Below are 22,507 nucleotides of genomic sequence, written 5' to 3'. Positions count from 1 at the left end.
CCGGACGCCCGGTCAGCGCGCCCGGTCAGCGCGCCGGCCACGGTCGCACGCGGACGGCGCGATACGCGCGATCGCTCACCGCGCCGAACAGATTGCAGCCGAGTGTCGTGCGCAAGGCCGCGACCAGGTCGCCGGCGGTTTCGGCGGTTTCGTAGCGCCCTCCGGTCCGATCCGCGAGACAGCGGGCCGCCGCCACCGTCGGCGCGACGCCTTCGGTCGGCGCCCAGTCGAAGTGGTCGCTTCTGACCTTGAAGCCGATCACGTGCACGGTGAGGTCCGCCGCCTCTCGCACAAGCATGTCGGCGAGCGCGCAGGGCGCGCCGCCGCAGGTCTCCACCCCGTCGGTCACCAGGACGATCGCGCCGGGCGCGCGCCGGAAATCGAGCACTTCGGCGGCCTCACGCACGGCGGCGGTCAGCGGTGTCGCCCCGGCCGGGCGCAGCGCGTCGACAGCCGCGACGATCGCCCCGGCGGCATCCCAGCGCGGGCGGAACCGCAGCGCCACGTTGCCGCAGACGTCGCCCTGCCCCGGCCCATAGACGATAAGGCCCAGCCGCCGTGTTCGCGCGATGCCGGGCACCGCCTCCCGCACGGCGCGGCGCGCGTCGAAGATGCGCGGCTCGCCCAGAAGGTTGAAACCCATCTCCGCCATCGAGCCCGACCCGTCGAACACGATCATCGCGTCGTCGGTACAGAGCTCCGATGCGCCGGATGGCACCGCGACACCGAACAGCGTCGCGACCGCGAGCGCGGCTCTCGAAGGAAAACGTCCCATCTGCGGACCTCCCGGTCGGGATGCTAGCAGCCGCCCGCCCGGGATGCGCGATTCTTGACGCGATCGGCGGTGGCGCGCCGTCCGCCGCGGCCGAACTGCCCGCGCGTCAGGCGACGCGACGCGCCCCGGTCTTCGACCGCCCGCACTGGCCCTCGCCCGCCGCGCGCCTATCCTCGCAGACGACGGCAACACCAAGGGGAGGATCCCAGATGCAGAAACTCCAGGCCCAGGGCGTGCACCATATCACGCTGACCGGCGCCGACCGGCAGACCTCGATCGACTTCTGGGAGGGTGTGCTCGGGATGCCGTTCATCTTCGACCAGCCCAATCTCGACAACCCGGACGAGGGCCACCTCTACTTCGACCCCGGCGACGGCCGGCTCATCACCATCTTCACGAACGAGAATCGCAAGGCGGTCCATGACCGGACGCCGACCGATCCCGGCTGCGTGCATCATATCGCCTTCAACGTCAGCCGCGCGACCTGGATGCAGGTCGAGGACCGGCTGAACGCCCGCGGCATCACGCATTCCGGCCCGAAGGACCGGGGCTTCATGGATTCGATCTACTTCAAGGACCCGCTCGGGCTGCTGATCGAGCTGGCGACCTACAAGTTCGAACCGCCGCTCGGATGCTCCCATGCCGACGTGATGATCGAGGCGCATCGCACCCGCGTGGCGCGAGGCGATCACCACATCGCCGAGGTGCATCTCGCCGACGCGATCGAACGCCTCGTCGAGCGCCGGCAGATGACCCTGTCGGACGATCGCGGACCGAAGAACCCCTACTAGGCCGGGGCGGCGTCGGGCGCGCCGCGGTAGTCGCGGTAGCGCTCGACCATCAGGCGGTATTCGGTCGGGATGTCGCGGAACGACAGCATTCCGACGACCTCGCCGTCCGACGTGACCACCGGCAGGTGGCGGAAATGCCCCTCGATCATCGCCGTCTGCGCCGTGGCGAGGCTGGCCTGAAGCGGTATGGTCACCGGATCGGCGGTCATCACCTCCGACACGCGCGTCTCGGCCGTCGGACGGCCGGCGCAGATGCAGCGGCGGATCACGTCGCGCTCGGACAGGATGCCGACGAGCCGGTGACCGTCCATGACCGCGGCGGCGCCGACATCCTCGCGTTCGAACACCGCGCAGGCGGCGCGGACCGTGTCGTCGGGCGCCACGCGCACGAGGCTGCGCCCCCTGAGAAGCTGCTGGATGGAATTGATGATCATGTCGGACTCCATCGGATGATATGCGCTGTTACAATTCCGTCATATTAGCGCAGTCCGATCCCGCCAGCTAGCGCCCCGATCCCGCGCCGAGCGCCGCCGTCACCTGCGCGGCGAAGTCGTCCCCCCGCTTCTCGAAGTTGTCGTACTGGTCAAAGCTCGCCGCCGCCGGCGCCAGCAGCACGGTCTCGCCCGGCTGCGCCTCGGCCGCCGCACGCGCCACCGCGGTCGCCATGTCGGTGCAGATCTCCGCCTCGACCCCGCTCAGCCCGAGCGCGAACCCCGCCGCTTCGCGGCCGATGACATAGGCCTTCTCCACGTGCGCGAACCCCGGACCCAGCGCGTCGAGCCCGCCCTCCTTCATCAGCCCGCCGCAGATCCAGCGCACGCGGTCGAAGGCCAGAAGCGCCTTCAGCGCGCTGTCCACGTTCGTGGCCTTGCTGTCGTTGACGAAGGTGACGCCGCCGGCCTCGGCGACGATCTGGCTGCGATGGGGCAGGCCCTCGAAGCTGTGGAAACCCGCCTCGATCTGGCGCGGTCCGAGCCCCAGCGCCCGGACCGCGGCATAGGCCGCGCAGGCGTTCTGGTGGTTGTGCGCTCCGGGCAGGCCGCGCACCTCCCGCAGGTCGATCGACGCGACCTGCCGCCCCTTGCGCCATTCGGTCAGGAAGCCCTTGCGCGCGGCGACCTGCCAGCCCGGCCCGGCCGGCTTTGCCGCGACCGACACTCGGATCACCCGATCGTCGGCCGGCGCGGTGGACAGCTGGTTGGCAAGGAACCGGCCCTCGGTCTCGTCCACGCCGATCACCGCCCGGTCGGGCCCGCCCTCTGCAAAGAGCCGTCGCTTGGCCGCGAAGTACCCGCCGAGCCCGCCATGCCGGTCGAGGTGGTCGGGCGTGAGGTTGGTGAAGACCGCGATGTCGGGGGTCAACGCGCGCGCCAGCTCCGTCTGGTAGGACGACAGCTCCAGCACGATCACCCCCGCCTCGCCCGGCGGCTCGATATCGAGCACGCCGCGCCCGATATTGCCCGCCAGCTGCGACGCGCGCCCCGCCGCTCCCAGCACGTGATGGATCAGCGCCGAGGTCGTCGACTTGCCGTTCGACCCGGTGACGGCGATCACCTTGGGCGGCGTGTCGAGCGCGTCCCACGCCCCCTGTCCGAGCGCCCGGAAGAACAGGCCGATATCGTTGTCGACGGGCACACCGGCGGCCCATGCGGCGGCGATCGCCTCGTTCGGCGCCGGATAGAGATGCGGAATCCCCGGCGATACCACCAGGGTGGCGATCCCCTCGAACCCGCCCGCGCGGGTGAACTCGCGCAGCTCGAACCCCTCCTCGGCCGCGCGTGCCCGCGCATCGGGGTTGTCGTCCCACAGGACGGGCCGGGCCCCGCCCGCCCGCAGCGCCCGCGCCGCCGACAGGCCCGATCGCCCGAGCCCCAGAATGGCGACACCCTCGCCCTCGTATCCGCCGACCGCGATCATCCGCGCCTCCGCCACTCGTTCGGTCGAGAGCTATCTCACTCCTCGGGCGGGGAAAAGCGGCCGCGTTCGTCGGGCCGGCGCGTCAGGCCGTAGCGCGCGGCGAGCCGCCAGACATGCTCCGGCACCATCAGCTTGACCCGCGCGGGATGGGCCCGCCGCAGGTGCAGCACGGTCTCGATCGCCTTCATTTCGACCCGCGCCCGCGCGAACTCGAGGCCCCGCGGTCCGGTCCGCGGCTGGAGGAACGCGACGATCGGCCGAAGCCAGCGCGGCATCCGCCGCACCGGCAGGCCGCCGGCCGCCCGCTCGACATTGACGAGAAAGCCGCGCACCGCGCTCTCCCGCGTTCCCCTGTCGGTCAGCGGCCGCGTCGTCACGCGCCCGCCCAGCCGGTCGAGCGCCGCCTGCCCGCGCGCATTGCGCACGATCACCCACTGGTCGCCGTCGCCGCCCATGTAGCCCACGGTGATGTCGGCGAGCCGGTTGGTGTAGTCGACGCAGGTCTTGCAGGTCATCGGAAAGAAATCCGCCGGCAGGTCCGACAGCGGCAGGTTCAGGAACGGAATCGTTCGCGGGGCGCGCCCGTCGTCGAAGCGCAGCTCGACCCGGTAGTCGGCACGGAACTCGAGATACGAGATCGTGTCCGGCCGGGAATCGAGACGCGCGAGGAAGGCATGAAAGTTCTCGGTCGTGGTGTTGTCCGAACACGGCGTGCCGATCACCGTGATCTCGTCGAAGCCGAGCTCGGCCTCGAGCGCCCGCAGCGCGTAGACCTGGCAGGGGATGCCGATCACCGCGATCCGCCGGTGGCCCGCCGCCCGCGCCGGTTCCAGCAGAGCCAGCAACGGGCCGTAGCCCATGCGCATGCCGCGGCAGCGCGCCGTCTCGCCAGGATCGGTCACGATCACCGGCATCGGTGCCCACCGGTCCTCGGGGTGCGGCGCCGTCGCCAGAACGGCGTCGACCGCCCCCTCGGCCAGCAGCGTCGCCGCCAGAGCGGTGGTCAGTCCGGTCCACTGCGCCCCCGGCGCCGGCGGGTCGAGCCGCGCGCGCCACATCGCGCGGGTGACGCCGAAGAACCCCTCGTCGCCCTCCGCCGCGCCCGCACGGCCATGCGCCACGCGCTCCAGTCCCGGGTAATCGGGGCGGATGAACTGGCAGGCACGCCCGCAGGCGCGACCGTCGCCGATGCGGCTGACCCCGCAATCGGTGCACAATCCCGGCCGTGCCGCGCCGCCGATGCGTGGCGCCTCGATCCCCGTCCGCGTGCCGTCCATGAGACCCTCCCGAGCGTCGACCCTAGCCGACGCGTCGCGGCGCCGTCATCCCCTTCTTCTTGGCGAAAATACTCCCGCCGGAGGCGTCCGTCCGCGCCACGTGCGCCGCCCCGGAGGCGGAGCGTCGCATCGACCTTCGCGCTCGGAGGCGCCGGCTTTGGCCGGCGGCGACACGACAGGCGCGCGCCGGCGGCGCGCCCGACCGGATCAGCGGACCTTGAGCGTCGCGAGGCCGATCATCGCGAGGATGAGCGCGATGATCCAGAAGCGGATGACGATCTGCGGCTCGGCCCAGCCCTTCTTCTCGTAGTGGTGGTGGATCGGCGCCATCAGGAAGACGCGCTTGCCGGTGCGCTTGAAGTAGAAGACCTGGATGATGACCGACAGCGCCTCGACCACGAAGAGCCCGCCGACGATGGCCAGCACGATCTCGTGCTTGGTCGCGACCGCGATCGCCCCGAGCGCCCCGCCGAGCGCGAGCGACCCGGTGTCGCCCATGAAGACGGCCGCCGGCGGCGCGTTGTACCACAGGAACCCGAGGCCCCCGCCGAAGAGCGCGGCGCAGAAGATCAGGATCTCGCCGGTGCCCGGCACGTAATGCACCTCGAGATACTCGGTGAAGTCCACGCGGCCCACGGCATAGGCGATGATCCCGAGCGTGCCGCCGGCGATCATCACCGGCATGATCGCCAGCCCGTCGAGTCCGTCGGTGAGGTTGACCGCGTTCGCCGCGCCGACGATCACGATCATCGCGAACGGCACGAAGAAGACCCCGAGATGGATGAGCGTGTCCTTGAACACCGGCAGGGCGAGGTTGCCGGTGAGCTCCGGCGGATGGAACAGCGACGCCCAGTAGGCGGCGATGCCGGCGATGACGAAGCCCAGCAGCAGCCGCATCTTGGACGATAGTCCCGCCGAGGTCTGCTTGGACACCTTGGCGTAGTCGTCGGCAAAGCCGATCGCCGCGTAGGACATTGTGACGAACAGCACCATCCACACGAACGGGTTGTCGAGCCGCGCCCACAGCATCGTCGAGGTCAGCAGCGCGCCCACGATCAGCAGCCCGCCCATCGTCGGCGTGCCGGCCTTGGTGAAGTGCGTCTCCGGCCCGTCGGTGCGGATCGGCTGGCCCTTGCCCTGTCTCAGCCGCAGCACGTTGATGAGCGGCGGCCCGAACAGGAAACCGAAGAGCAGCGCGGTCAGGAACGCCCCGCCGGCACGGAACGTGATGTAGCGGAACAGGTTGAAGGCGCCGCCACCGTCGGACAACTCGGTCAGCCAGTAGAGCATGCACTCTCTCCCACCTGTCCCGGCCGCGCCTCTCCGGCGCGCGCCGAGCCCTCGTGTTTCACTCTTCGGAAGCGATGGCGGCTTGGCCCATTTTCCGGATGGCGTCAACCAGCCGAGAGAGCCCCATGTAGTTCGATCCCTTGACCAGAACGACGTCACCGGCATCGAGATCGCGCGGCACGCTCGCGGCCATCTGGGCCGCGGTCTCGGTCCAGCGGCCTCGCCGGTCGGCCGGCAGCGCGTCATAGAGCCCGCGCATCAGCGGACCGACGCAATGCACGACATCGAGCCGCGCCATGTGCGGCAGTTCGGCGAGCGCGGCATGGCGCGCGGCCTCGTCGTGCCCGAGTTCGCCCATGTCGCCCAGATAGGCGACCCGCCGGCCCTGGGCCTTGCGCCCGATGCCGTGGATCACGCTGGCCGCCGCCAGCACCTCGAGCGCCGCCTCCACCGAGGTGGGGTTGGCGTTGTAGGCGTCGTCGATCAGCTCGAGCGTGTGCGTCGTCTCGACCGGGTCGAGCGCGATCACCTCGCGCAGGCCGCGCCCCGCCGGCGGCTGCCAGAGGCCGAGGTCGCACAGCGCGCGCGCCCGGTCGAGGCCGAGCGCATGTGCGGCGGCGAGGACCGCCATCGCGTTCACGGCGAAATGCCGTCCCGGCACCGAGACCTTGTAGACCACCGGTTCGCGCCACGCCCGCCCCTCGGCGACGGTGGCGTGATCGCCGATGCGGATGCTGGTGACCCGGTGATGGTTGGTGCTGGCTTCACCGAAGGTACGCACCTGCGCGCCGGCGGCCTCGGCCGCCGCCACGAGGATCGGCGTGGTCGGCAGGTCACCGTTCACGATCGCCGTCCCCCCGGGTGCCAATCCCTCGAAGATCGACGCCTTCTCCCGCGCGATCCCCTCGAGGCTCTCGAACGCGGCGAGGTGCGCCGGCGCGACGGTGGTCACGATGCCGATGTCGGGGCGCGCCATGCGCGACAGGGGCGCGATCTCGCCGGGATGGTTCATGCCGATCTCGATCACCGCGAAATCCGACTGCGCCGGCATCCGCGCCAGCGTCAGGGGCACGCCCCAGTGATTGTTGTAGGAGGCCTCGGCGGCATGGCAGTGCCCCTGCCCGCCCAGCACCTTGCGCAGCATCTCCTTTGTCGACGTCTTGCCCACCGACCCGGTCACCGCCACGACGCGGCCCCGCATGCGGGCGCGCGACCAGCGCCCCAGCGCCTCGAGCCCGGCCTGAACGTCATCGACCCTCAGAAGCGGCGCATCCTTGTCCACGCCGTCGGGCCGGCGCGACACAAGCGCGGCCGCGGCGCCCCGCGCAAGGGCCTCGGCCACGAAGTCGTGCCCGTCGCGCTGTGCCGATAGCGCGACGAACAAGTCGCCCCGCCGCAGCGTCCGTGTATCGATGGACACCCCTCGCGCGGTCCACGGGGTCTTGCAGCGTCCGCCGGTCGCGGCCACGGCTTCCTCCGAGGTCCACAGCACCGTCACGTCGCCCACCCGTCGAGCGCCGCCACCGCGACCGACGCCTGCTCGGAATCGTCGAAGGGATAGGTCACGTCACCGACGATCTGTCCGCTTTCGTGGCCCTTGCCGCAGATCAGCAGCGCATCGCCGGGACCGAGCGCATCGACCCCGCGCAGGATCGCCTCGGCCCGGTCGCCCACCTCGATCGCGTCGGGCGCGCCCTCGAGCACCGCGGCCCGGATGGCGGCCGGCTCCTCGCTCCGGGGGTTGTCGTCCGTGACGATGACGAGGTCGGCGGCCTCGGCCGCCGCACGTCCCATCAGGGGGCGCTTCGCGCGGTCGCGGTCGCCGCCGGCGCCCACGATCGCCACCAGCCGTCCCATCACATGCGGGCGCAGCGCGCGCAGAGCCGTCTCGACCGCGCCGGGCGTGTGCGCGTAGTCGACGAAGACCGTGGCGCCGTTGGTACGCGTCGCGGCCAGCTGCATCCGTCCGCGCACCGTCTCGAGCCGCGGCAGCACGGCAAAGACCTCTTCGGGATCGGCGCCGCAGGCGATCACGAGGCCCGCGGCCACCATCGCGTTCTCGGCCTGGAAACCGCCCATCAGGTTGAGCGGGACCTGTCGCACGGTTCCGGCGTGACGCAGCCGCACCTCCTGGCCCTTGGGCTCGAAGCGCTGCGCCATCAGGCAGATGTCGGCGCCCTCTTCGCGGCCGACGGTGATGACCGATTGTCCGCGCGCCTTCGCGATTGCCACCATGTCGACGCCGCGCGCGTCCTCGATGTTGACCACGGCCGTCCCGTCCTCGGGCAGCACGCGGGCGAAGAGCCCCGCCTTGGCATCGAAATACTCTTCGAAGCTCGCGTGGTAATCGAGGTGATCCTGGCTGAAGTTGGTGAACCCTGCAGCGGCCAGCGTCACGCCGTCGAGTCGCCGCTGATCGAGCCCGTGCGAGGACGCCTCCATCGCCGCGTGATCGACCCCGGCGCGCGCCGCCTGCGCCAGCGCACGGTGAAGCGTGATCGGCTCGGGCGTGGTGTGCTTGAGCGGGGCGTGCCAGTCCCCCTCGACACCCGTGGTGCCGAGGTTCACCGCGCGCTGGCCGAGTTCCTGCCAGATCTGGCGCGTGAACGTCGCGACCGATGTCTTGCCGTTGGTGCCCGTCACCGCGACCATCGTTTCGGGCTGCGCGCCGAACCAGAGCGCGGCGGTCATCGCCAGCGCCTGCCGCGGGTCGGCCGCGACGATCAGCGCGGCGTCGGACGCGGCAAGCTCGGCTGACGCGATCTCGGCCCCCTCGGCATCGGTCAGTATGGCCGCGGCGCCCATGCGCAGAGCGTAGGTGATGAACTCGCCGCCGTGAACACGGGTGCCGGGAAGCGCCGCGAAGAGAAAGCCCTCCTGCACCTCGCGGGAATCGACGGCCAGGCCGGCGACCTGCGCGTCACGTCCGGACCGGGCCGTCAAACCGAGCTCGTTCAATGACTTGGTGGTGCCGCTCACGCGCTGTCCCCGGGTCATGTCGGTGCCTCCTGTGGTCCGATCCAGTTATCAGGCTCCGCCCGCCGGAGGAAGGGTTCCGCACGCCCGTCGTCAGCCGCTGGCCCTTCCTTGCGCACATGGCGGCGGACACCGCCCACCGCCATGCGAAACCGTTTCTGTTCGCGCGCGCGACGCTTCAGTCGCTGGCGAGGACGAGGCCCGTCTTCGCACGGTGATCCGGGCGCAGGCCGAGCAGCGGCGCGACCCGTGCGATCATTTCCGCGGCGACCGGCACTGCCGTCCATCCCGCGGTGCGGCGCGGCACCGGGCCGGTCGTCTCCACAGGCTCGTCAAGCGACAGGATCAGCACGTATTTGGGATCCGTGGCCGGAAAGAACGACGCGAACGTCGCGATCACCTTGTCGGTGTAGTAGCCGCCGCCGCGCTCCTTCGGCTTGTCCGCGGTGCCGGTCTTGCCCGCGACGTGATAACCCGGAACCTCGCCGAAGCTTGCGGTGCCTTCGGTCACGACCTTGCGCAGCATCACCTGCGCCGCCTCGGCGGCGCCGGAGCTCATCACCCGGGGTCCGAGGCGCGGCCCTGTCTGCTTCAGCAGCGTGGGCTTTACCGCGTAACCGCCATTGGCGATCGCGGCGTAGCCTGCGGCCAGATGCAGCGGCGAGGACGACAGGCCATGCCCGTAAGAGATCGTCACGCTCGACAGCTCGGTCCAGTCCTTGGGCAGAAGCGGCGCTCCCCCCTTGGCCTCGACGATCTCCAGCGGCGTCGGTTCGAAAAAGCCGAGACTCTTGAGGAATTCCTGCTGGCGCTTTGCCCCGATCGACAGCGCCAGCCGCGCGGTGCCGCGGTTCGACGAGTTGACGATGATCTCCTCGACGGTCTGCAGGCCGTAGTTCTTGTTGCGGAACTCGCCGATGCGGAAGCCGCCCACCTTCATCGGCGGACTGGTGTCGATCACGGTCTGCGGATGCACGAGCCCGAGGTCGATCGCCTGTGCCGCGGCGAATATCTTGAACGTCGAGCCAAGCTCGTACACGCCCTGCACCGCCCGGTTGAAAAGCGGGCTGTCCGCGGCCGAGCCCTGTGTCGGCGGCAGCGGGCGCGAGTTCGGATCGAAATCGGGCAGCGACGCGATCGACACGACCTCGCCGGTGTCGACATCCATGAGCACGGCGGCCGCGCCCTTGGCGTTCATCAGCATCATGCCGCCCGCCAGCACGCGCTCGACCGCAGCCTGCACCGTCAGGTCGAGCGACAGCTCCACTGGCCGGCCCTGCCGCGCGGGATCGCGCAGCTCGGTATCCAGGAACCGCTCGAGGCCCGCGGAACCCAGCACCTCGGCCGAATGCACCCCTTCCTGGCCGAAGCGTGTGCCGCCGAGGATGTGGCTTGCCAGCCGTCCGTTCGGATAGAGCCGCATGTCGCGCGGGCCGAACAGCAGACCGGGCTCGCCGATGTCGTGCACCGCCTGCTTCTGCTCCGGGCTGAGCGTCTTGCGGACCCAGACGAACTTGCGCTTTCCAGTGAAGTCGCGGGTCAGTCGCTCGCGGTCGAGATCGGGAAAGATCTTCATCAGTTCGTCGACCGCGCGGGCCGGCTCGATCATCTGCTGTGGATGCGCATAGAGCGAATGGGTCTCCATGTTCGTCGCGAGGATCCGCCCCTTGCGATCGACGATGTCGGCCCGGCCGGACACGATCGCCGCGCCGGGGGCCTGAGCGCGCGGCTCGGCCGGTTCGGTCGCGGCAAGGACGCCCATGCGCACGCCCACCACCGCAAACGCGCAGAAGAACATGACCGACAGCATCACGAGCCGGCTCTCGGCGCGAACGCGGGCGCGGTCGCGCATCGCCTCGTGGCGCAGGCGTAGGTTCTCGCGTTCGATGGCGTCGGGATTCTCGCCCTTGCGGCGGGCGTCGAGGATGCGGGCAAGCGGGCGCAGGGGCGTGCGGATCATCTCAGTCGGCTCCGGCGGAAGTGACGTCTACGGGCGTGTCGAGGTCGACCGAATCCGCGGTCGCGTCCGGATTCGGATAGGCGACCTGGTCGGCGCGACCGAACTGCTCGGGGCGGAACGGCAGAAGCTTCAGGCGGTCGAAGTTGATCTCGGCGAGGTCGCGCAGGCGGTCGGGCCGGTTGAGGTAGGCCCATTCCGCGCGCAGCACGGCCAGGCGTTCGTGCGCGCGGCCGATGTCGCGCGACAGCGACTCGGACCGCGAGAGCGCGGCCTGCGTCTTGTAGTTCTCGTGGTAGGCCCAGAAGGCGAGGCCGATCACGGCGAGCGCCGTCATCACGTAGATCAGGGTGCGCATCTCAGCGATCCTCCTTCAACACGGGCATGGCGATGTCGCGCGGATCGACGTCGCCCGAGGGCGCGTCCGTCCGGCGGGCGAGACGGAGCTTGGCCGAGCGCGACCGCGGATTGGCGGCGAGTTCGTCGGCATCCGGGCCGATCGCCTTCTTCGAGACGAGCGTGAAATGCGGCGGCGTCTCTTCGACGAGCGGCTGGAAGCGGTTGGCGCGGCCGGTCTGGCCGGCGCGGATCTGCAAGAAGCGCTTGACCATGCGATCCTCGACCGAATGGAAGGTGACGACGGCCAGAAGCCCGCCGGGCGCCAGCGCCCGCTCGGCCGCGATCAGCCCGCGCCACAACGATTCGTATTCGTCGTTCACCGCGATCCGCAGCGCCTGGAAGGTTCGCGTCGCCGGATGGGACTGCCCGGGCTTCTGACGCGGCAGACAGCCCTCGACGATCTCGGAGAGCCGGGCCGTGGTCTCGATCCGCGCTTCGGTCCGCGCGCGCAGGATGGCCTTGGCGATGCGCCGCGAGGCGCGCTCTTCACCATAGGTGAACAGGATGTCGGCCAGCGCCTGCTCTGGCAGTTCGTTCACGAGGTCGGCGGCGGTCGCGCCGTCCTGGCTCATGCGCATGTCGAGCGGGCCGTCTTTCTGGAACGAGAAGCCGCGTTCGGGCCTGTCGATCTGCATCGACGAGACGCCGAGATCGAGGACCACGCCGTCTACGTTCTCGGCGATCTGATCCATTTCGGCGAAATTGGCGCGGTGGAGCTGCAACCGGTCGCCCTGCTCCGCGATCCACGCCGCGGCGAGTTGGTGCGCAAGAGGATCGCGGTCGATTCCGTGCACGCGCGCCGCGCCGGCCTCCAGAAGCCCCTTGGCGTAGCCACCCGCGCCGAACGTGCCGTCGATCCAGACGCCGGAGACGGGCGCCGCGGCCTCGAGGATCGGCCGCAGCAGCACGGGAACGTGCGGAGCCGCCTCGGCCGCCATCAGGCCGCGTCCTCGTCATCCTCGTCGAGCAGGAGCAACGGATCGAAATCCGGCGGCATCTCGTCGAGATAATCCTCGGTCTTCGTGAGCTCGTCCGCTTCGTAGACGTCCGGCGCCCAGATCTGGAAGGTATCGAGATTCGACGCGAACTGCGCCTCGTCGGTGATACCGACTTTGGCCCGCAGCTTGGCCGAAAGAACGATCCGGCCGGTATTGTCGACTGTGGTCACCAGCGATTGCGTGGAATAGAGCCGCTCGAGAATCTTACGGTTCCGGCTTCCGCGCTTCATGTTGTAGATGCGTTCTTCGAGCGCCTCGAACTCGCTGATCGTATAGCATTCGAGGTATTGGCGACGGTGATCGCCGTAGACCACGACGACGCCCGGGTCGCTGCCGGGGGTCCAGTCGGGGTCGCCGGCTTCGAGGACACGGCGATAGGCCGCGGGCACGGACACGCGGCCCTTGCTGTCGACCTTGTGCCGACTTTCGCCCCTGAACCTCAGCCTGCGGCCCACGCCTCCGGCCCTTTCTCAGCCCCCTGAAACGAAATGCGGCGGGTTGATCAGCTGCCATTGATCAACCCGCCGCCTGGTCCCGCTTGGGCGGGAGGATCCGAGAGCGCGCGCCACCTGGGGGGATGTCTGCTCGCCCGCGCAGCTCGAATTCCGTTTTTTGGATGAGAGCCGGTGCCTGTATGAAACCTGCCAGTTCTTATTTTGGAGTTCTCTGCGGGATGTTGCGTTCCCGTCTTTGTCTCCGTCCCTCATCGAGTGACTTAGGTATGGCATGGGAATTCATGGGCAGCAATGGGAAAAAGCGGGCCAAGGCTCAGAATGTTGTCCACAGCGCCTGTGGAAAACAACATATCGTAGGCAATCCGACGAGAACAGACGCCCTATATTGTCCGCCGCTCACGTCCCATCACAATATCTGGCAGATTCCGAGAGAAGCGCGGCGGATGGAGCGCTAAATTTTTTCGCTCGAACACCCGGATTTTCCGTGACCATTTCGCAACAAACGGCCCGATCTGGCCCAAAGTTCCGTAGGAAAGCTGCCAACGGTCGCGGTTTCGCCCGGAATCGCCACTCGATTCCCGCCCGGACCCAACTCTTGCCCATGCATTCCCATGAGACCGGTCAATCCGCGGCGCCCGGTCCATGCAGTCCCAAGACCCCCAGGACAGAAGTCACCGCGAGACGGCCAGAGCAGTACGCGCGTGCGCGTTGCGTGCGCGTGCGCGTGCGCGGAGCGCGGTCGTCGAGGGGCGCGGCGCGACCAAGCATGACGAGGCTGCGCAGCGCGACCAGAACGGCCGCCGAACACGGTCGCACCACCTGTCCCGCGGAGCTATCAACCTAAGGGAGAATACGTCGCAGCGCTCGGCCCCGATTGAGGGGCAAGGCTGATGAAAATTGGCGCGACCGCCCCGCAACACCTGCAAAATGACCTAACGTCACGAAAATCGACGACCCGGAACCTTTTGAATTTATTGAGTTTTGCCTTTGCGCTTTCTGCATGGCAGCATTGCCGATACAGCCATTGTGCAGGTGCAGCATTGGGGCCAAGTTAGCGTCAACATCGAATACAGGCAATGGAGACGACCATGGCCCAGGTCATCAACGCCGCCGCCGACGGCGCATTCGGCACCCGGTTCGCAGCGCTGGCATCCGGCCTGCGCACGCACATGGCACGGCGCCAGACATTCAAGCGCACGCTCAACGAACTGAGCGCGCTCAGCGATCGCGAACTGGCCGATCTCGGCCTGCATCGGTCGCAGCTGCGCGGGATCGCGTGGCAGGCAGCACACGACGCCCGCTCGTAATTCGACGGGAAATAGTAAGGCAATCGCAACGGGTTGCTCGTATAGTACGAAAAAGATGTTGCGGTGCAGAAACCATGATGGATGTAGCGGGTTAGGCGAATAACGGGCAGCACGATGCCCGATCGCAGGACCGACCGGCCCCTCGGTACGATCCATCAACAGAACAACGTGGAACCGGAGCCTCGCTCCCTTTCCGCATCCGAGCCGTGAGCCTCTCCTCCTCCCTTGAGGCTCTCGGATCAGCGGCGGCGCCTCTCCTCCTCCCTGGCGTCGCCGCGCCCGAACATCGCGGACACGGAGCCCCGCTCCCCCGTCCGCACCGAGCCGCGAGCCCTCTCCTCCTCCCTTGGGGCTCTCGGATCAGCGGCGGCGCCTCTCCTCCTCCCTGGCGTCGCCGCGCCCGAACATCGCGGACACCGAGCTTCGCTCTTCCGTCCGCATCCGAGCCGCGAGCCCTCTCCTCCTCCCTTGGGGCTCTCGGATCAGCGGCGGCGCCTCTCCTCCTCCCTGGCGTCGCCGCGCCCGAACATCGCGGACACGGAGCCCCGCTCCCCCGTCCGCATCCGAGCCGCGAGCCCTCTCCTCCTCCCTTGGGGCTCTCGGATCAGCGGCGGCGCCTCTCCTCCTCCCTGGCGTCGCCGCGCCCGAACATCGCGGACACGGAGCCCCGCTCCCCCGTCCGCATCCGAGCCGCGAGCCCTCTCCTCCTCCCTTGGGGCTCTCGGATCAGCGGCGGCGCCTCTCCTCCTCCCTGGCGTCGCCGCGCCCGAACATCGCGGACACGGAGCCCCGCTCCCCCGTCCGCACCAAGCCGCGGGCCCTCTCCTCCTCCCTTGGGGCTCTCGGATCAGCGGCGGCGCCTCTCCTCCTCCCTGGCGTCGCCGCGTCCTTCCCCCGCTTTCCCTTCCGGTCATGCTTCGCTAGATGGTTCCCGACCACGACGCCCCGACGGGGCCGACAGACGGGACGACGATCATGGCGATGGACAAGACCTTCGACGCGACCGAGGCCGAGGCGCGCCTCTACGCCGCCTGGGAAGAGGCGGGCAGCTTCGCCGCCGGCGCGAACGCGCGCCCCGGCGCGGACACCTTCAGCATCATGATCCCGCCGCCGAACGTGACCGGTTCCCTGCACATGGGTCACGCGTTCAACAACACGCTGCAGGACATCCTGACGCGCTGGCACCGGATGCGCGGGCACGACACGCTGTGGCAGCCCGGGCAGGACCATGCCGGGATCGCCACGCAGATGGTCGTCGAGCGCGAACTGGCCAAGGCCGGCGACGAGAGCCGCCGCGAAATGGGCCGCGACCGGTTCCTCGAAAAGGTCTGGGAGTGGAAGCAGCAATCCGGCGGCACGATCATCAACCAGTTGAAGCGCCTCGGCGCCTCCTGCGACTGGTCGCGCAACGCCTTCACCATGTCGGGTGCGCCCGCCGCGCCCGCGGGCGAGGACGGCAACTTTCACGACGCGGTCATCCGCGTGTTCGTCGAGATGTACGAGAAGGGCCTGATCTACCGCGGCAAACGGCTGGTGAACTGGGACCCGCACTTCGAAACGGCCATTTCCGACCTGGAGGTCGAGAACGTCGAGACGCCGGGCCAGATGTGGCACTTCAAGTATCCGCTAGCGGACGGGCGCACCTACACCTACGTCGAGCGCGACGAGGACGGTGCCGTCGTCTTCGAGGAGGAGCGTGATTACATTTCCATCGCCACGACGCGCCCCGAAACGATGCTCGGCGACGGCGCGGTCGCGGTGCACCCCTCGGACGAGCGTTATGCGCCCATCGTCGGCGCGCTGTGCGAGATCCCGGTCGGACCGAAGGAGCACCGCCGCCTGATCCCGATCATCACCGACGAATATCCCGACCCCGAATTCGGCTCGGGCGCGGTCAAGATCACCGGCGCGCACGACTTCAACGACTACGCGGTGGCAAAGCGCGGCGACATCCCCTGCTACCGGCTGATGGACACCGCGGCACGGATGCGCGCCGACGGCGCGTCCTACGCGGAGGCGGCCGAACTGGCGGTGTCGGTCGCGAAGGGCGACCGAACGCTGTCCGAGACCGAGGCCGACGCCGTCAACCTCGTGCCGGACGACCTGCGCGGGCTCGACCGCTTCGAGGCGCGCGCGCGCGTCGTCGAGCAGATCACCGAGGAAGGGCTCGCCGTGATGGTCCCGCCGACCGATCCCCGGCTCGGGACCGGTGCGCCGGTCGCGCCCGAGGAGGGCGGCGAGGCCCGCGACGAACAGCTCGTGCCGCTCATCGAATCAAAGCCGATCATGCAGCCCTTCGGCGATCGTTCGAAGGTCGTGATCGAGCCGATGCTGACCGACCAGTGGTTCGTCGATACCACCCAGATCGTCGGGCCGGCGCTGGACGCCGTGCGCGACGGCACGGTCGAGATCCTGCCGGAACGCGACAAGAAGGTGTATTTCCACTGGCTCGAGAACATCGAGCCGTGGTGCATCTCGCGTCAGCTCTGGTGGGGGCACCAGATCCCGGTGTGGTACGCGCCGAACCCGGCCGGCGGCACCGACTGGCACCATGTCTGCGCCCCCACCGAGGCGGAGGCGCTGGACAAGCTGCGCGTGCTCTGGGGCGACGATGCGGAGTTTCGCGTCACCGCCGACGAAGGCGCCGCGCTCGACCTGTTCCGGGCCTATATCGACAACTGGACCGACGAGGGCGCGATCCGGCAGGCGCAGGGGCCGAAGACCATCCCGGTTTTCCGCGACCCCGATGTCCTCGACACGTGGTTCTCGTCCGGGCTCTGGCCGATCGGCACGCTGGGCTGGCCCGAGGACACCGACGAGTTGCGCCGCTACTTCCCGACGAGCGTGCTCATCACCGGCTTCGACATCATCTTCTTCTGGGTCGCGCGGATGATGATGATGCAATACGCCGTCGTCGGCGAACGGCCCTTCGATACCGTCTATGTCCATGCGCTCGTCCGCGACGAGAAGGGCAAGAAGATGTCGAAGTCGCTCGGCAACGTGCTCGACCCGCTCGATCTGATCGAGGAATACGGCGCCGACGCGGTGCGGTTCACGCTCAGCGCGATGGCGGCCATGGGCCGGGACCTGAAGCTGTCGAAAGACCGGATCGCCGGCTACCGCAACTTCGGCACGAAGCTCTGGAACGCCTGCCGCTTCGCCGAGATGAACGGCGTCTTCGAGGGCCACCGGACGCAGGACCGGCCGCCGCGGGCGACCGCGACGGCGAACCAGTGGATCATCGGCGAGACCGCGAAGGTCCGCGAAGAGGTCGATGCCGCCCTTGGCGCATTTCGGTTCAACGACGCGGCCAACGCGCTCTACGCCTTCACTTGGGGCATCGTCTGCGACTGGTACGTGGAGTTCTCGAAGCCGCTGCTCGACGGTTCGGACGACGCGATTGCCGCCGAAACGCGCGCGACCATGGCTTGGGTGCTCGACAGGTGCCTGCTGATGCTTCACCCCTTCATGCCGTTCGTCACCGAAGAGCTCTGGGGCACGCTCGGCACGCGTGACACGATGATCGTGCATGGCGATTGGCCCGAGGATCGCGCCGATGACTGCGTTGTGCCCGCGGCGGAGCGTGAGATGGCGTGGGTCATCCAGCTGATCGAGGGCGTGCGCTCGGCCCGGGCGCAGATGCGGGTGCCGAACAACATGCAGGTGCCTCTGCTGGTGTCGGACCTCGACGCCGAAGGCCGCGCCGCGTGGGAGGCGAATGCCGCCTTGATCCGCCGCCTCGCCCGCATCGACAGCCTGACCGAAACCGAGACCTTCCCGAAGGGCACCGTCACCATTCCGGTCGGCAGCGCCACGTTCGGCATGCCGCTCGACGGGATCGTCGATGTCGCCGCGGAAATGAGCCGCCTCGAGAAATCCCATGCCAAGGTGGAGAAGGAGGTCGCAGGTCTCGACAAGCGCCTGTCCAACCCCAAGTTCGTGGAAAGCGCGCCCGAGGACGTCGTTGCCGACACGCGTGAAACGCTCGCCGCCCGGCGGGAAGAGGCGATGACCCTGGAGACCGCTCTTGCGCGTCTGCGCGAGCTGGGCTGACCGCTTCCGGCAATAGCGTCATTGCGCGGTGTGCCGCCGAAGCAAACCCGGGTTCCGTCTGTCAATGGTTTAAAGCCTGCAAGAGGCGAGATATGTTGAGTATGATTGACATTGAAGGAGTCAACCTTGCTCGACAGCACTTCCAGCGAGCAGCGGCTCTTGCGCCACGATGCCGAGACGACGCTGTCGCTGCGGCTGAGGACGGAGACCGGGACGGAGCACAGCCGGACGGAAGAGGCCTTCGCGTTCTTCACGGCTGATCCGGCCGCCCACCTGAGCGGATTTCTCGCCGCGCAACTCGTCGCGTCCCGTGCACTTGCGGCGGCGCGCGACGGTGCGCCGGTAGCCGAAGAAGGCCGCCTTCTCGCGGATCTGATCGAGGCGCTGTCCGAGGATTGCGCCGACGCCGGGCATGCCCCTCTGCCCGATCTGGCCGTTCCGCGCCGGCTCGACACGCTCGCCGTGGGATACCTCGCGCTCGGCGCCCGCCTCGGGTCCGCCGTGCTCGCCCGACAGGTGACGGAGGCCGGGCTCGCCCTGCCCCGTGCCTTTACCCTGACCGCTCCCCAAGGCGCGTGGCGCGCCTTCCGGCAGCGGCTCGACACCCATTCCCAAGATCCGGTCCGGGCCGAACGCGTCATCGCGGATGCCCGTGCCGGGTTCGACCTCCACCGTGCGGCGGCGGCGCGCGTCTGGACCATATCCGAAAGCGCGACGACATGAAAAAGGCCACCGCCAACACGACAGCGGCCGAAAACGACATCGACCTCGACGGCTGCGCCAGCGAACCGATCCACATGCTCGGTCGCGTGCAAAGCTACGGCGCGCTGATCGCCGTCTCGTCAGACTGGATGGTGCAACACGCATCGGAAAACCTCGCCGAGCTGCTCGGCGAGCCGGCGGCGCGCGATCCGATCGGGCGCCCCCTGGCCGACATGCTGCCCGACGAGGCGCTGCGCCAGATCCGGCACCGGCTGCGCGGGCTCGAGGTGGGCGCGAAATCCACACGGATCTTCGGGCTCGCCGTGCACGATTCCCGCTTCGACGTGTCGGTGCACCAGAGCGGGCGGCACCTCGTGATCGAGTTCGAACCGCAAGCCGGCCGCCGGGATTCCGATGCCCTGTCCGAAACCTATCCCTTGCTGCAGAAGGTGCGGGAGGCAGAGACGCTGTCGCGCGTCGCCCACGAGGGCGCACGCGCGGTGCAGGCGCTGTCGGGCTTCGACAGCGTCATGGTCTACCAGTTCCAGAAGGATCACTCGGGCAAGGTCATCGCGGAGACCAAGGTCGGCAATTCGCCGAGCTACCTCGGCCTGCGCTTTCCGGCGAGCGACATTCCCGCGCAGGCGCGCGAGCTTTACCAGCGCAATCTCCTGCGCCTGATCGCCGACGTCGACGACCCGGGCGCCGAGATCGTGCCGGCCCGGTCGCCCGAGGGCCAACCGCTCGACCTGTCGCTCGCGGTGACGCGCGCGGTGTCGCCGGTGCACATCGAGTACCTGCGCAACATGGGCGTCGCCGCGTCGATGTCGGTGTCGATCATCAAGGACGGAGAGCTCTGGGGCCTGTTCGCCTGCCACCACCGCAGCCAACACTACGTGCCCTTCGACAAGCGGACGGCGGTCGAGCTCTTCGCGCATCTGTTCAGCTACGAGCTGACCCGCCTTCAGGAACGCGCACGCAGCGAGAACGAGGCACAGATCCGCGACATGCAGGGCCAGCTTCTGCGGCGCCTCGCGGTCGGCGGCGACCTCGCCGGCAGCCTGTCGGCGGTCTCGGATCAACTCGAGGCGCTGCTGCCGCATGACGGCATGGTGCTCGTGTCCGACGGCAAGGTCACCGCCACCGGTGCGACGCCGCAGGGCGAGGAACTGACCGCGCTCACGCGCTTTCTCAACACCGCCGCGTCCTCGTCCGTTTACGTGACCGAGGCGCTGTCGCGCGATCACCCACCGGCGGCCGAGTATGCGTCGCGCTGCTCGGGCATTTTCGTGGTGCCGATCTCGCGCACGCCGCGCGATTACCTGATCCTGTGCCGGCGTGAGGAGGCGCATGCGGTCGAATGGGCCGGCGCGCCGGAAAAAACCGTGCGGACCGAAGCCGACGGCACAACGCGCCTGCACCCGCGCAAGAGCTTCGAGGCGTGGCAGGAGATCGTTCAGGGGCAGTCCGCCCCGTGGACCGAGGACGAACGCCGCGCCGGCGAGATGCTGCGCGCATTGCTGCTCGAGGTCTTCCTGCGGATCTCCGACGGCGCGAATGCCGAGCGCAAGCGCGCGCAGGAGCGGCAGGAGCTCTTGATCGCGGAACTCAATCACCGCGTTCGCAACATCCTCAACCTCATGCGCGGCCTGATCTCGCAGACCCGGCGCGAGGATGTGGGCCTCGATCGCTTCGCCTCCAGCCTCGACGGCCGGATCCAGTCGCTGGCCCGTGCGCACGACCAGCTGACCCGCAAGGACTGGGCGCCCGCATCGCTGGACGAACTCGTGCAGCTCGAACTCGCGGCCTACGTCGAGAACGTGCAACGCGCGACGGTGACGGGCGACGACGTGCTGCTGTCGCCCGAGGCCTACACCGCGATGGCGTTGGTTCTGCACGAAATGGTGACGAACTCGGTGAAGTACGGCGCGCTCAGCACCGCGGACGGCCGCGTCTCTGTCGGTCTCACCCGCGACACCGCCGGCGCGCTGGAGGTGTCATGGCGCGAATCCGATGGTCCTGTTGTGCGCCCGCCGGAACGCCAGGGCTTCGGCTCGACGATCATCGAACGCTCCATCCCGTTCGAGCTGAACGGCGAGGCCGAGATCGACTATCGCATGACCGGCGTGGTCGCGCGCTTTCGAATCCCGCCGCGCTTCATCTCCGAACCCGAGAACGTCGTGGCGCTGCAACGCGTCGACAAGAGCACCCGCCCGTGGGAGCCCGCGCTCTCGGGTCCGGCTCTTGTGGTCGAGGATGCGATGATAATCGCGATGGATGCCGCGGACATCCTCCGCGACTTCGGCGCGACCGACGTCCGCATCGCCGCGAGCGTCGCCGAAGGCAAGCGCGAGCTTGCGCGCGAGACCTTCCAGGTCGCGCTTCTCGACGTGAACCTCGCCGGCGAGCAGTCTGTGCAGGTGGCCGAAGAGCTGGCCAAGATCGGCACGCCCATCGTGCTCACCACCGGCTACGGCGAAAAGGAAGACCTGCGGGCCGCCTACCCGCCCTGCCGGATCGTGCAGAAGCCCTTTTCGAACGAGACGATCGGACAGGCGCTGGTGGAGCTCGGCCTGGGCAAATGAGATGCGGCGGTGCGGTCACGCGCCGCCGGGACTGCCGATGTCTCGCGGCTTGCGCCCGAGCGGATCCGGCGCAAAGCCGCGCGGCCCTGCGTGGGGCGAGACCGCCATCTGGCAAAGCCCTGACAACTCGAAACGCTTCGGGGCGAGACGCGGCGCACTCCTCGCGAGTGCACTCGCCAGCGACCTGCACGACCCTGCCGACCCGCGCCCGACCGGCAACCTTACTGTTAAAACTGGCTTGCTTCGTGGTGCCGACGGGCATGACCTTCCGGACATCCGGTCGGAGGCGGGATTCGCTGACGTTGCCCGCCAGGTCACCCGATCGAGCGACCAGCATTCTCGTCACACGCCGCTCGAAGCGCGCGCCGTGGTTGTCGCCATGATGCAGCGGCTGATCGGGCAAGGTGAATTCACTGCGGCCCCGCGGCAGCACGGGGTCGCAAGCCACGCGAGGATTGCTTACTCGCTTGTCTCGGCCGCCGGTTCCTCGGGGGACGACCCCTCGTCGTCAACTCCGCCAAACCCGGCAAAGAGAACAATGATCACAACGACCGCGAGCCCTGCAATGATGAGCGTGTTTCTCGACATGCTTGACCACTCCTTGAGTTGCACCGCCTCGTGATACGTCAGCCGCAGGCGACGGTCGCGGCAACCTGCGGATCTTTCGCGACGCGCTTCCTCCTCTGGTTCAGCGGTATCCTACTGATATCCAAAGAGGATCGCGCCGACGACCATCACTCCGAGAACTGCCCAAATGTGGCCCCACCCTACGCCATCCAATTTTTGCGGTGACGGTCGCGCTGGTGGGTTCCGTGACTGGTTGTCGAAGCGTTGAGGGGCTCGGGACATCTCACATCTCATACCATGTTGGAACATAACCAACGTGAGCGATATCGGTTCCCCAAAATCAGGACTTGGCCTCTCGACGCAGCCACCCTGTCGTATCGCCTCGCGTTGGCTGACCAGCCTCGACGTCTGTGAGACCAGACCAGGTCGCCCTCGGCGTCCCGCGCCATTTTGCAGCG

The 22,507-nt window shown here is 68.7% G+C and carries 17 protein-coding genes; 5 read left to right on the top strand and 12 right to left on the bottom strand.

Annotated features, from left to right (window positions below):
- Positions 1–25 precede the first annotated feature (25 nt).
- Positions 26–775 carry a vWA domain-containing protein gene (locus tag ROJ8625_RS18790; RefSeq protein WP_234984320.1) on the bottom strand — a complete coding sequence of 250 codons (750 nt, stop codon included), beginning with the start codon at positions 773–775 and terminating at the stop codon, positions 26–28.
- 209 nt (positions 776–984) lie between these two features.
- Here ROJ8625_RS18790 and ROJ8625_RS18785 point away from each other — a divergent pair, with 209 nt between their 5' ends.
- Complete coding sequence (locus ROJ8625_RS18785) at positions 985–1,566, top strand: VOC family protein (protein ID WP_085793464.1); 582 nt, start codon at positions 985–987, stop codon at positions 1,564–1,566.
- On the opposite strand, the gene ROJ8625_RS18780 is transcribed toward ROJ8625_RS18785, so the two are convergent.
- From ROJ8625_RS18780 to mraZ, 10 genes are all read right to left on the bottom strand, one after another.
- Positions 1,563–2,000 carry a CBS domain-containing protein gene (locus ROJ8625_RS18780; RefSeq protein WP_085793545.1) on the bottom strand — a complete coding sequence of 146 codons (438 nt, stop codon included), beginning with the start codon at positions 1,998–2,000 and terminating at the stop codon, positions 1,563–1,565. The two genes, ROJ8625_RS18785 and ROJ8625_RS18780, sit on opposite strands and share 4 nt — an antisense overlap.
- Positions 2,001–2,067: 67 nt before the next feature.
- Positions 2,068–3,483, bottom strand: coding sequence for a UDP-N-acetylmuramoyl-L-alanine--D-glutamate ligase (gene murD / locus ROJ8625_RS18775; protein ID WP_085793463.1), 1,416 nt, complete (start codon positions 3,481–3,483; stop codon positions 2,068–2,070).
- Between the two features lie 35 nt (positions 3,484–3,518).
- Positions 3,519–4,760 carry a Coenzyme F420 hydrogenase/dehydrogenase, beta subunit C-terminal domain gene (locus ROJ8625_RS18770; protein ID WP_085793462.1) on the bottom strand — a complete coding sequence of 414 codons (1,242 nt, stop codon included), beginning with the start codon at positions 4,758–4,760 and terminating at the stop codon, positions 3,519–3,521.
- Positions 4,761–4,967: 207 nt separating this feature from the next.
- Positions 4,968–6,050 (bottom strand): phospho-N-acetylmuramoyl-pentapeptide-transferase, encoded by a 1,083-nt coding sequence (gene mraY / locus ROJ8625_RS18765; RefSeq protein WP_085793461.1) that lies wholly within the window; start codon positions 6,048–6,050, stop codon positions 4,968–4,970.
- A 58-nt stretch (positions 6,051–6,108) separates the two neighbouring features.
- Complete coding sequence (locus ROJ8625_RS18760) at positions 6,109–7,542, bottom strand: UDP-N-acetylmuramoyl-tripeptide--D-alanyl-D-alanine ligase (RefSeq protein ID WP_085793544.1); 1,434 nt, start codon at positions 7,540–7,542, stop codon at positions 6,109–6,111.
- Between the two features lie 2 nt (positions 7,543–7,544).
- Complete coding sequence (locus ROJ8625_RS18755) at positions 7,545–9,047, bottom strand: UDP-N-acetylmuramoyl-L-alanyl-D-glutamate--2,6-diaminopimelate ligase (protein ID WP_234984319.1); 1,503 nt, start codon at positions 9,045–9,047, stop codon at positions 7,545–7,547.
- A 157-nt stretch (positions 9,048–9,204) separates the two neighbouring features.
- The gene (locus ROJ8625_RS18750) at positions 9,205–10,986 is read right to left on the bottom strand and encodes a peptidoglycan D,D-transpeptidase FtsI family protein (protein ID WP_085793460.1); all 1,782 of its coding nucleotides are present in this window, start codon (positions 10,984–10,986) and stop codon (positions 9,205–9,207) included.
- A gap of 1 nt (position 10,987) precedes the next feature.
- On the bottom strand, positions 10,988–11,341 hold the full coding sequence (gene ftsL, locus ROJ8625_RS18745) for a cell division protein FtsL (RefSeq protein ID WP_085793459.1): 354 nt from the start codon (positions 11,339–11,341) through the stop codon (positions 10,988–10,990).
- 1 nt (position 11,342) lies between these two features.
- Positions 11,343–12,320 carry a 16S rRNA (cytosine(1402)-N(4))-methyltransferase RsmH gene (gene rsmH / locus ROJ8625_RS18740; protein ID WP_085793458.1) on the bottom strand — a complete coding sequence of 326 codons (978 nt, stop codon included), beginning with the start codon at positions 12,318–12,320 and terminating at the stop codon, positions 11,343–11,345.
- Positions 12,320–12,835, bottom strand: coding sequence for a division/cell wall cluster transcriptional repressor MraZ (gene mraZ, locus ROJ8625_RS18735; protein WP_143535199.1), 516 nt, complete (start codon positions 12,833–12,835; stop codon positions 12,320–12,322). The genes rsmH and mraZ overlap by 1 nt, the downstream gene beginning before the upstream one ends.
- A 1,088-nt stretch (positions 12,836–13,923) precedes the next feature.
- Between mraZ and ROJ8625_RS18730 the strand changes: the two genes are divergently transcribed.
- The 4 genes from ROJ8625_RS18730 (at position 13,924) to ROJ8625_RS18715 (ending at position 21,482) form a co-directional block, all read left to right on the top strand.
- Positions 13,924–14,142 carry a DUF1127 domain-containing protein gene (locus ROJ8625_RS18730; protein WP_085793542.1) on the top strand — a complete coding sequence of 73 codons (219 nt, stop codon included), beginning with the start codon at positions 13,924–13,926 and terminating at the stop codon, positions 14,140–14,142.
- A gap of 975 nt (positions 14,143–15,117) precedes the next feature.
- Positions 15,118–18,195, top strand: coding sequence for a valine--tRNA ligase (locus ROJ8625_RS18725; RefSeq protein WP_085793457.1), 3,078 nt, complete (start codon positions 15,118–15,120; stop codon positions 18,193–18,195).
- Between the two features lie 126 nt (positions 18,196–18,321).
- The gene (locus tag ROJ8625_RS18720; protein WP_085793456.1) at positions 18,322–18,918 is read left to right on the top strand and encodes a heme oxygenase-like domain-containing protein; all 597 of its coding nucleotides are present in this window, start codon (positions 18,322–18,324) and stop codon (positions 18,916–18,918) included.
- Complete coding sequence (locus ROJ8625_RS18715; protein WP_085793455.1) at positions 18,915–21,482, top strand: HWE histidine kinase domain-containing protein; 2,568 nt, start codon at positions 18,915–18,917, stop codon at positions 21,480–21,482. The genes ROJ8625_RS18720 and ROJ8625_RS18715 overlap by 4 nt, the downstream gene beginning before the upstream one ends.
- 459 nt (positions 21,483–21,941) lie before the next feature.
- On the opposite strand, the gene ROJ8625_RS21510 is transcribed toward ROJ8625_RS18715, so the two are convergent.
- On the bottom strand, positions 21,942–22,070 hold the full coding sequence (locus tag ROJ8625_RS21510; protein WP_268794704.1) for a hypothetical protein: 129 nt from the start codon (positions 22,068–22,070) through the stop codon (positions 21,942–21,944).
- Positions 22,071–22,507 lie beyond the last annotated feature (437 nt).

It is taken from the genome of Roseivivax jejudonensis (assembly GCF_900172265.1).
GTDB lineage: Bacteria > Pseudomonadota > Alphaproteobacteria > Rhodobacterales > Rhodobacteraceae > Roseivivax > Roseivivax jejudonensis.
This window is presented reverse-complemented; position numbering and strand designations above follow the sequence as displayed.

Bases quoted from the DNA above. Each gene is read 5' to 3' on its own strand.
- ROJ8625_RS18790 (WP_234984320.1), bottom strand. From the start codon at position 775: ATGGGACGTTTTCCTTCGAGAGCCGCGCTCGCGGTCGCGACGCTGTTC.
- ROJ8625_RS18785 (WP_085793464.1), top strand. From the start codon at position 985: ATGCAGAAACTCCAGGCCCAGGGCGTGCACCATATCACGCTGACCGGC.
- ROJ8625_RS18780 (WP_085793545.1), bottom strand. From the start codon at position 2,000: ATGATCATCAATTCCATCCAGCAGCTTCTCAGGGGGCGCAGCCTCGTG.
- murD (WP_085793463.1), bottom strand. From the start codon at position 3,483: ATGATCGCGGTCGGCGGATACGAGGGCGAGGGTGTCGCCATTCTGGGG.
- ROJ8625_RS18770 (WP_085793462.1), bottom strand. From the start codon at position 4,760: ATGGACGGCACGCGGACGGGGATCGAGGCGCCACGCATCGGCGGCGCG.
- mraY (WP_085793461.1), bottom strand. From the start codon at position 6,050: ATGCTCTACTGGCTGACCGAGTTGTCCGACGGTGGCGGCGCCTTCAAC.
- ROJ8625_RS18755 (WP_234984319.1), bottom strand. From the start codon at position 9,047: ATGACCCGGGGACAGCGCGTGAGCGGCACCACCAAGTCATTGAACGAG.
- ROJ8625_RS18750 (WP_085793460.1), bottom strand. From the start codon at position 10,986: ATGATCCGCACGCCCCTGCGCCCGCTTGCCCGCATCCTCGACGCCCGC.
- ftsL (WP_085793459.1), bottom strand. From the start codon at position 11,341: ATGCGCACCCTGATCTACGTGATGACGGCGCTCGCCGTGATCGGCCTC.
- rsmH (WP_085793458.1), bottom strand. From the start codon at position 12,320: ATGGCGGCCGAGGCGGCTCCGCACGTTCCCGTGCTGCTGCGGCCGATC.
- ROJ8625_RS18730 (WP_085793542.1), top strand. From the start codon at position 13,924: ATGGCCCAGGTCATCAACGCCGCCGCCGACGGCGCATTCGGCACCCGG.
- ROJ8625_RS18725 (WP_085793457.1), top strand. From the start codon at position 15,118: ATGGCGATGGACAAGACCTTCGACGCGACCGAGGCCGAGGCGCGCCTC.
- ROJ8625_RS18715 (WP_085793455.1), top strand. From the start codon at position 18,915: ATGAAAAAGGCCACCGCCAACACGACAGCGGCCGAAAACGACATCGAC.
- ROJ8625_RS21510 (WP_268794704.1), bottom strand. From the start codon at position 22,070: ATGTCGAGAAACACGCTCATCATTGCAGGGCTCGCGGTCGTTGTGATC.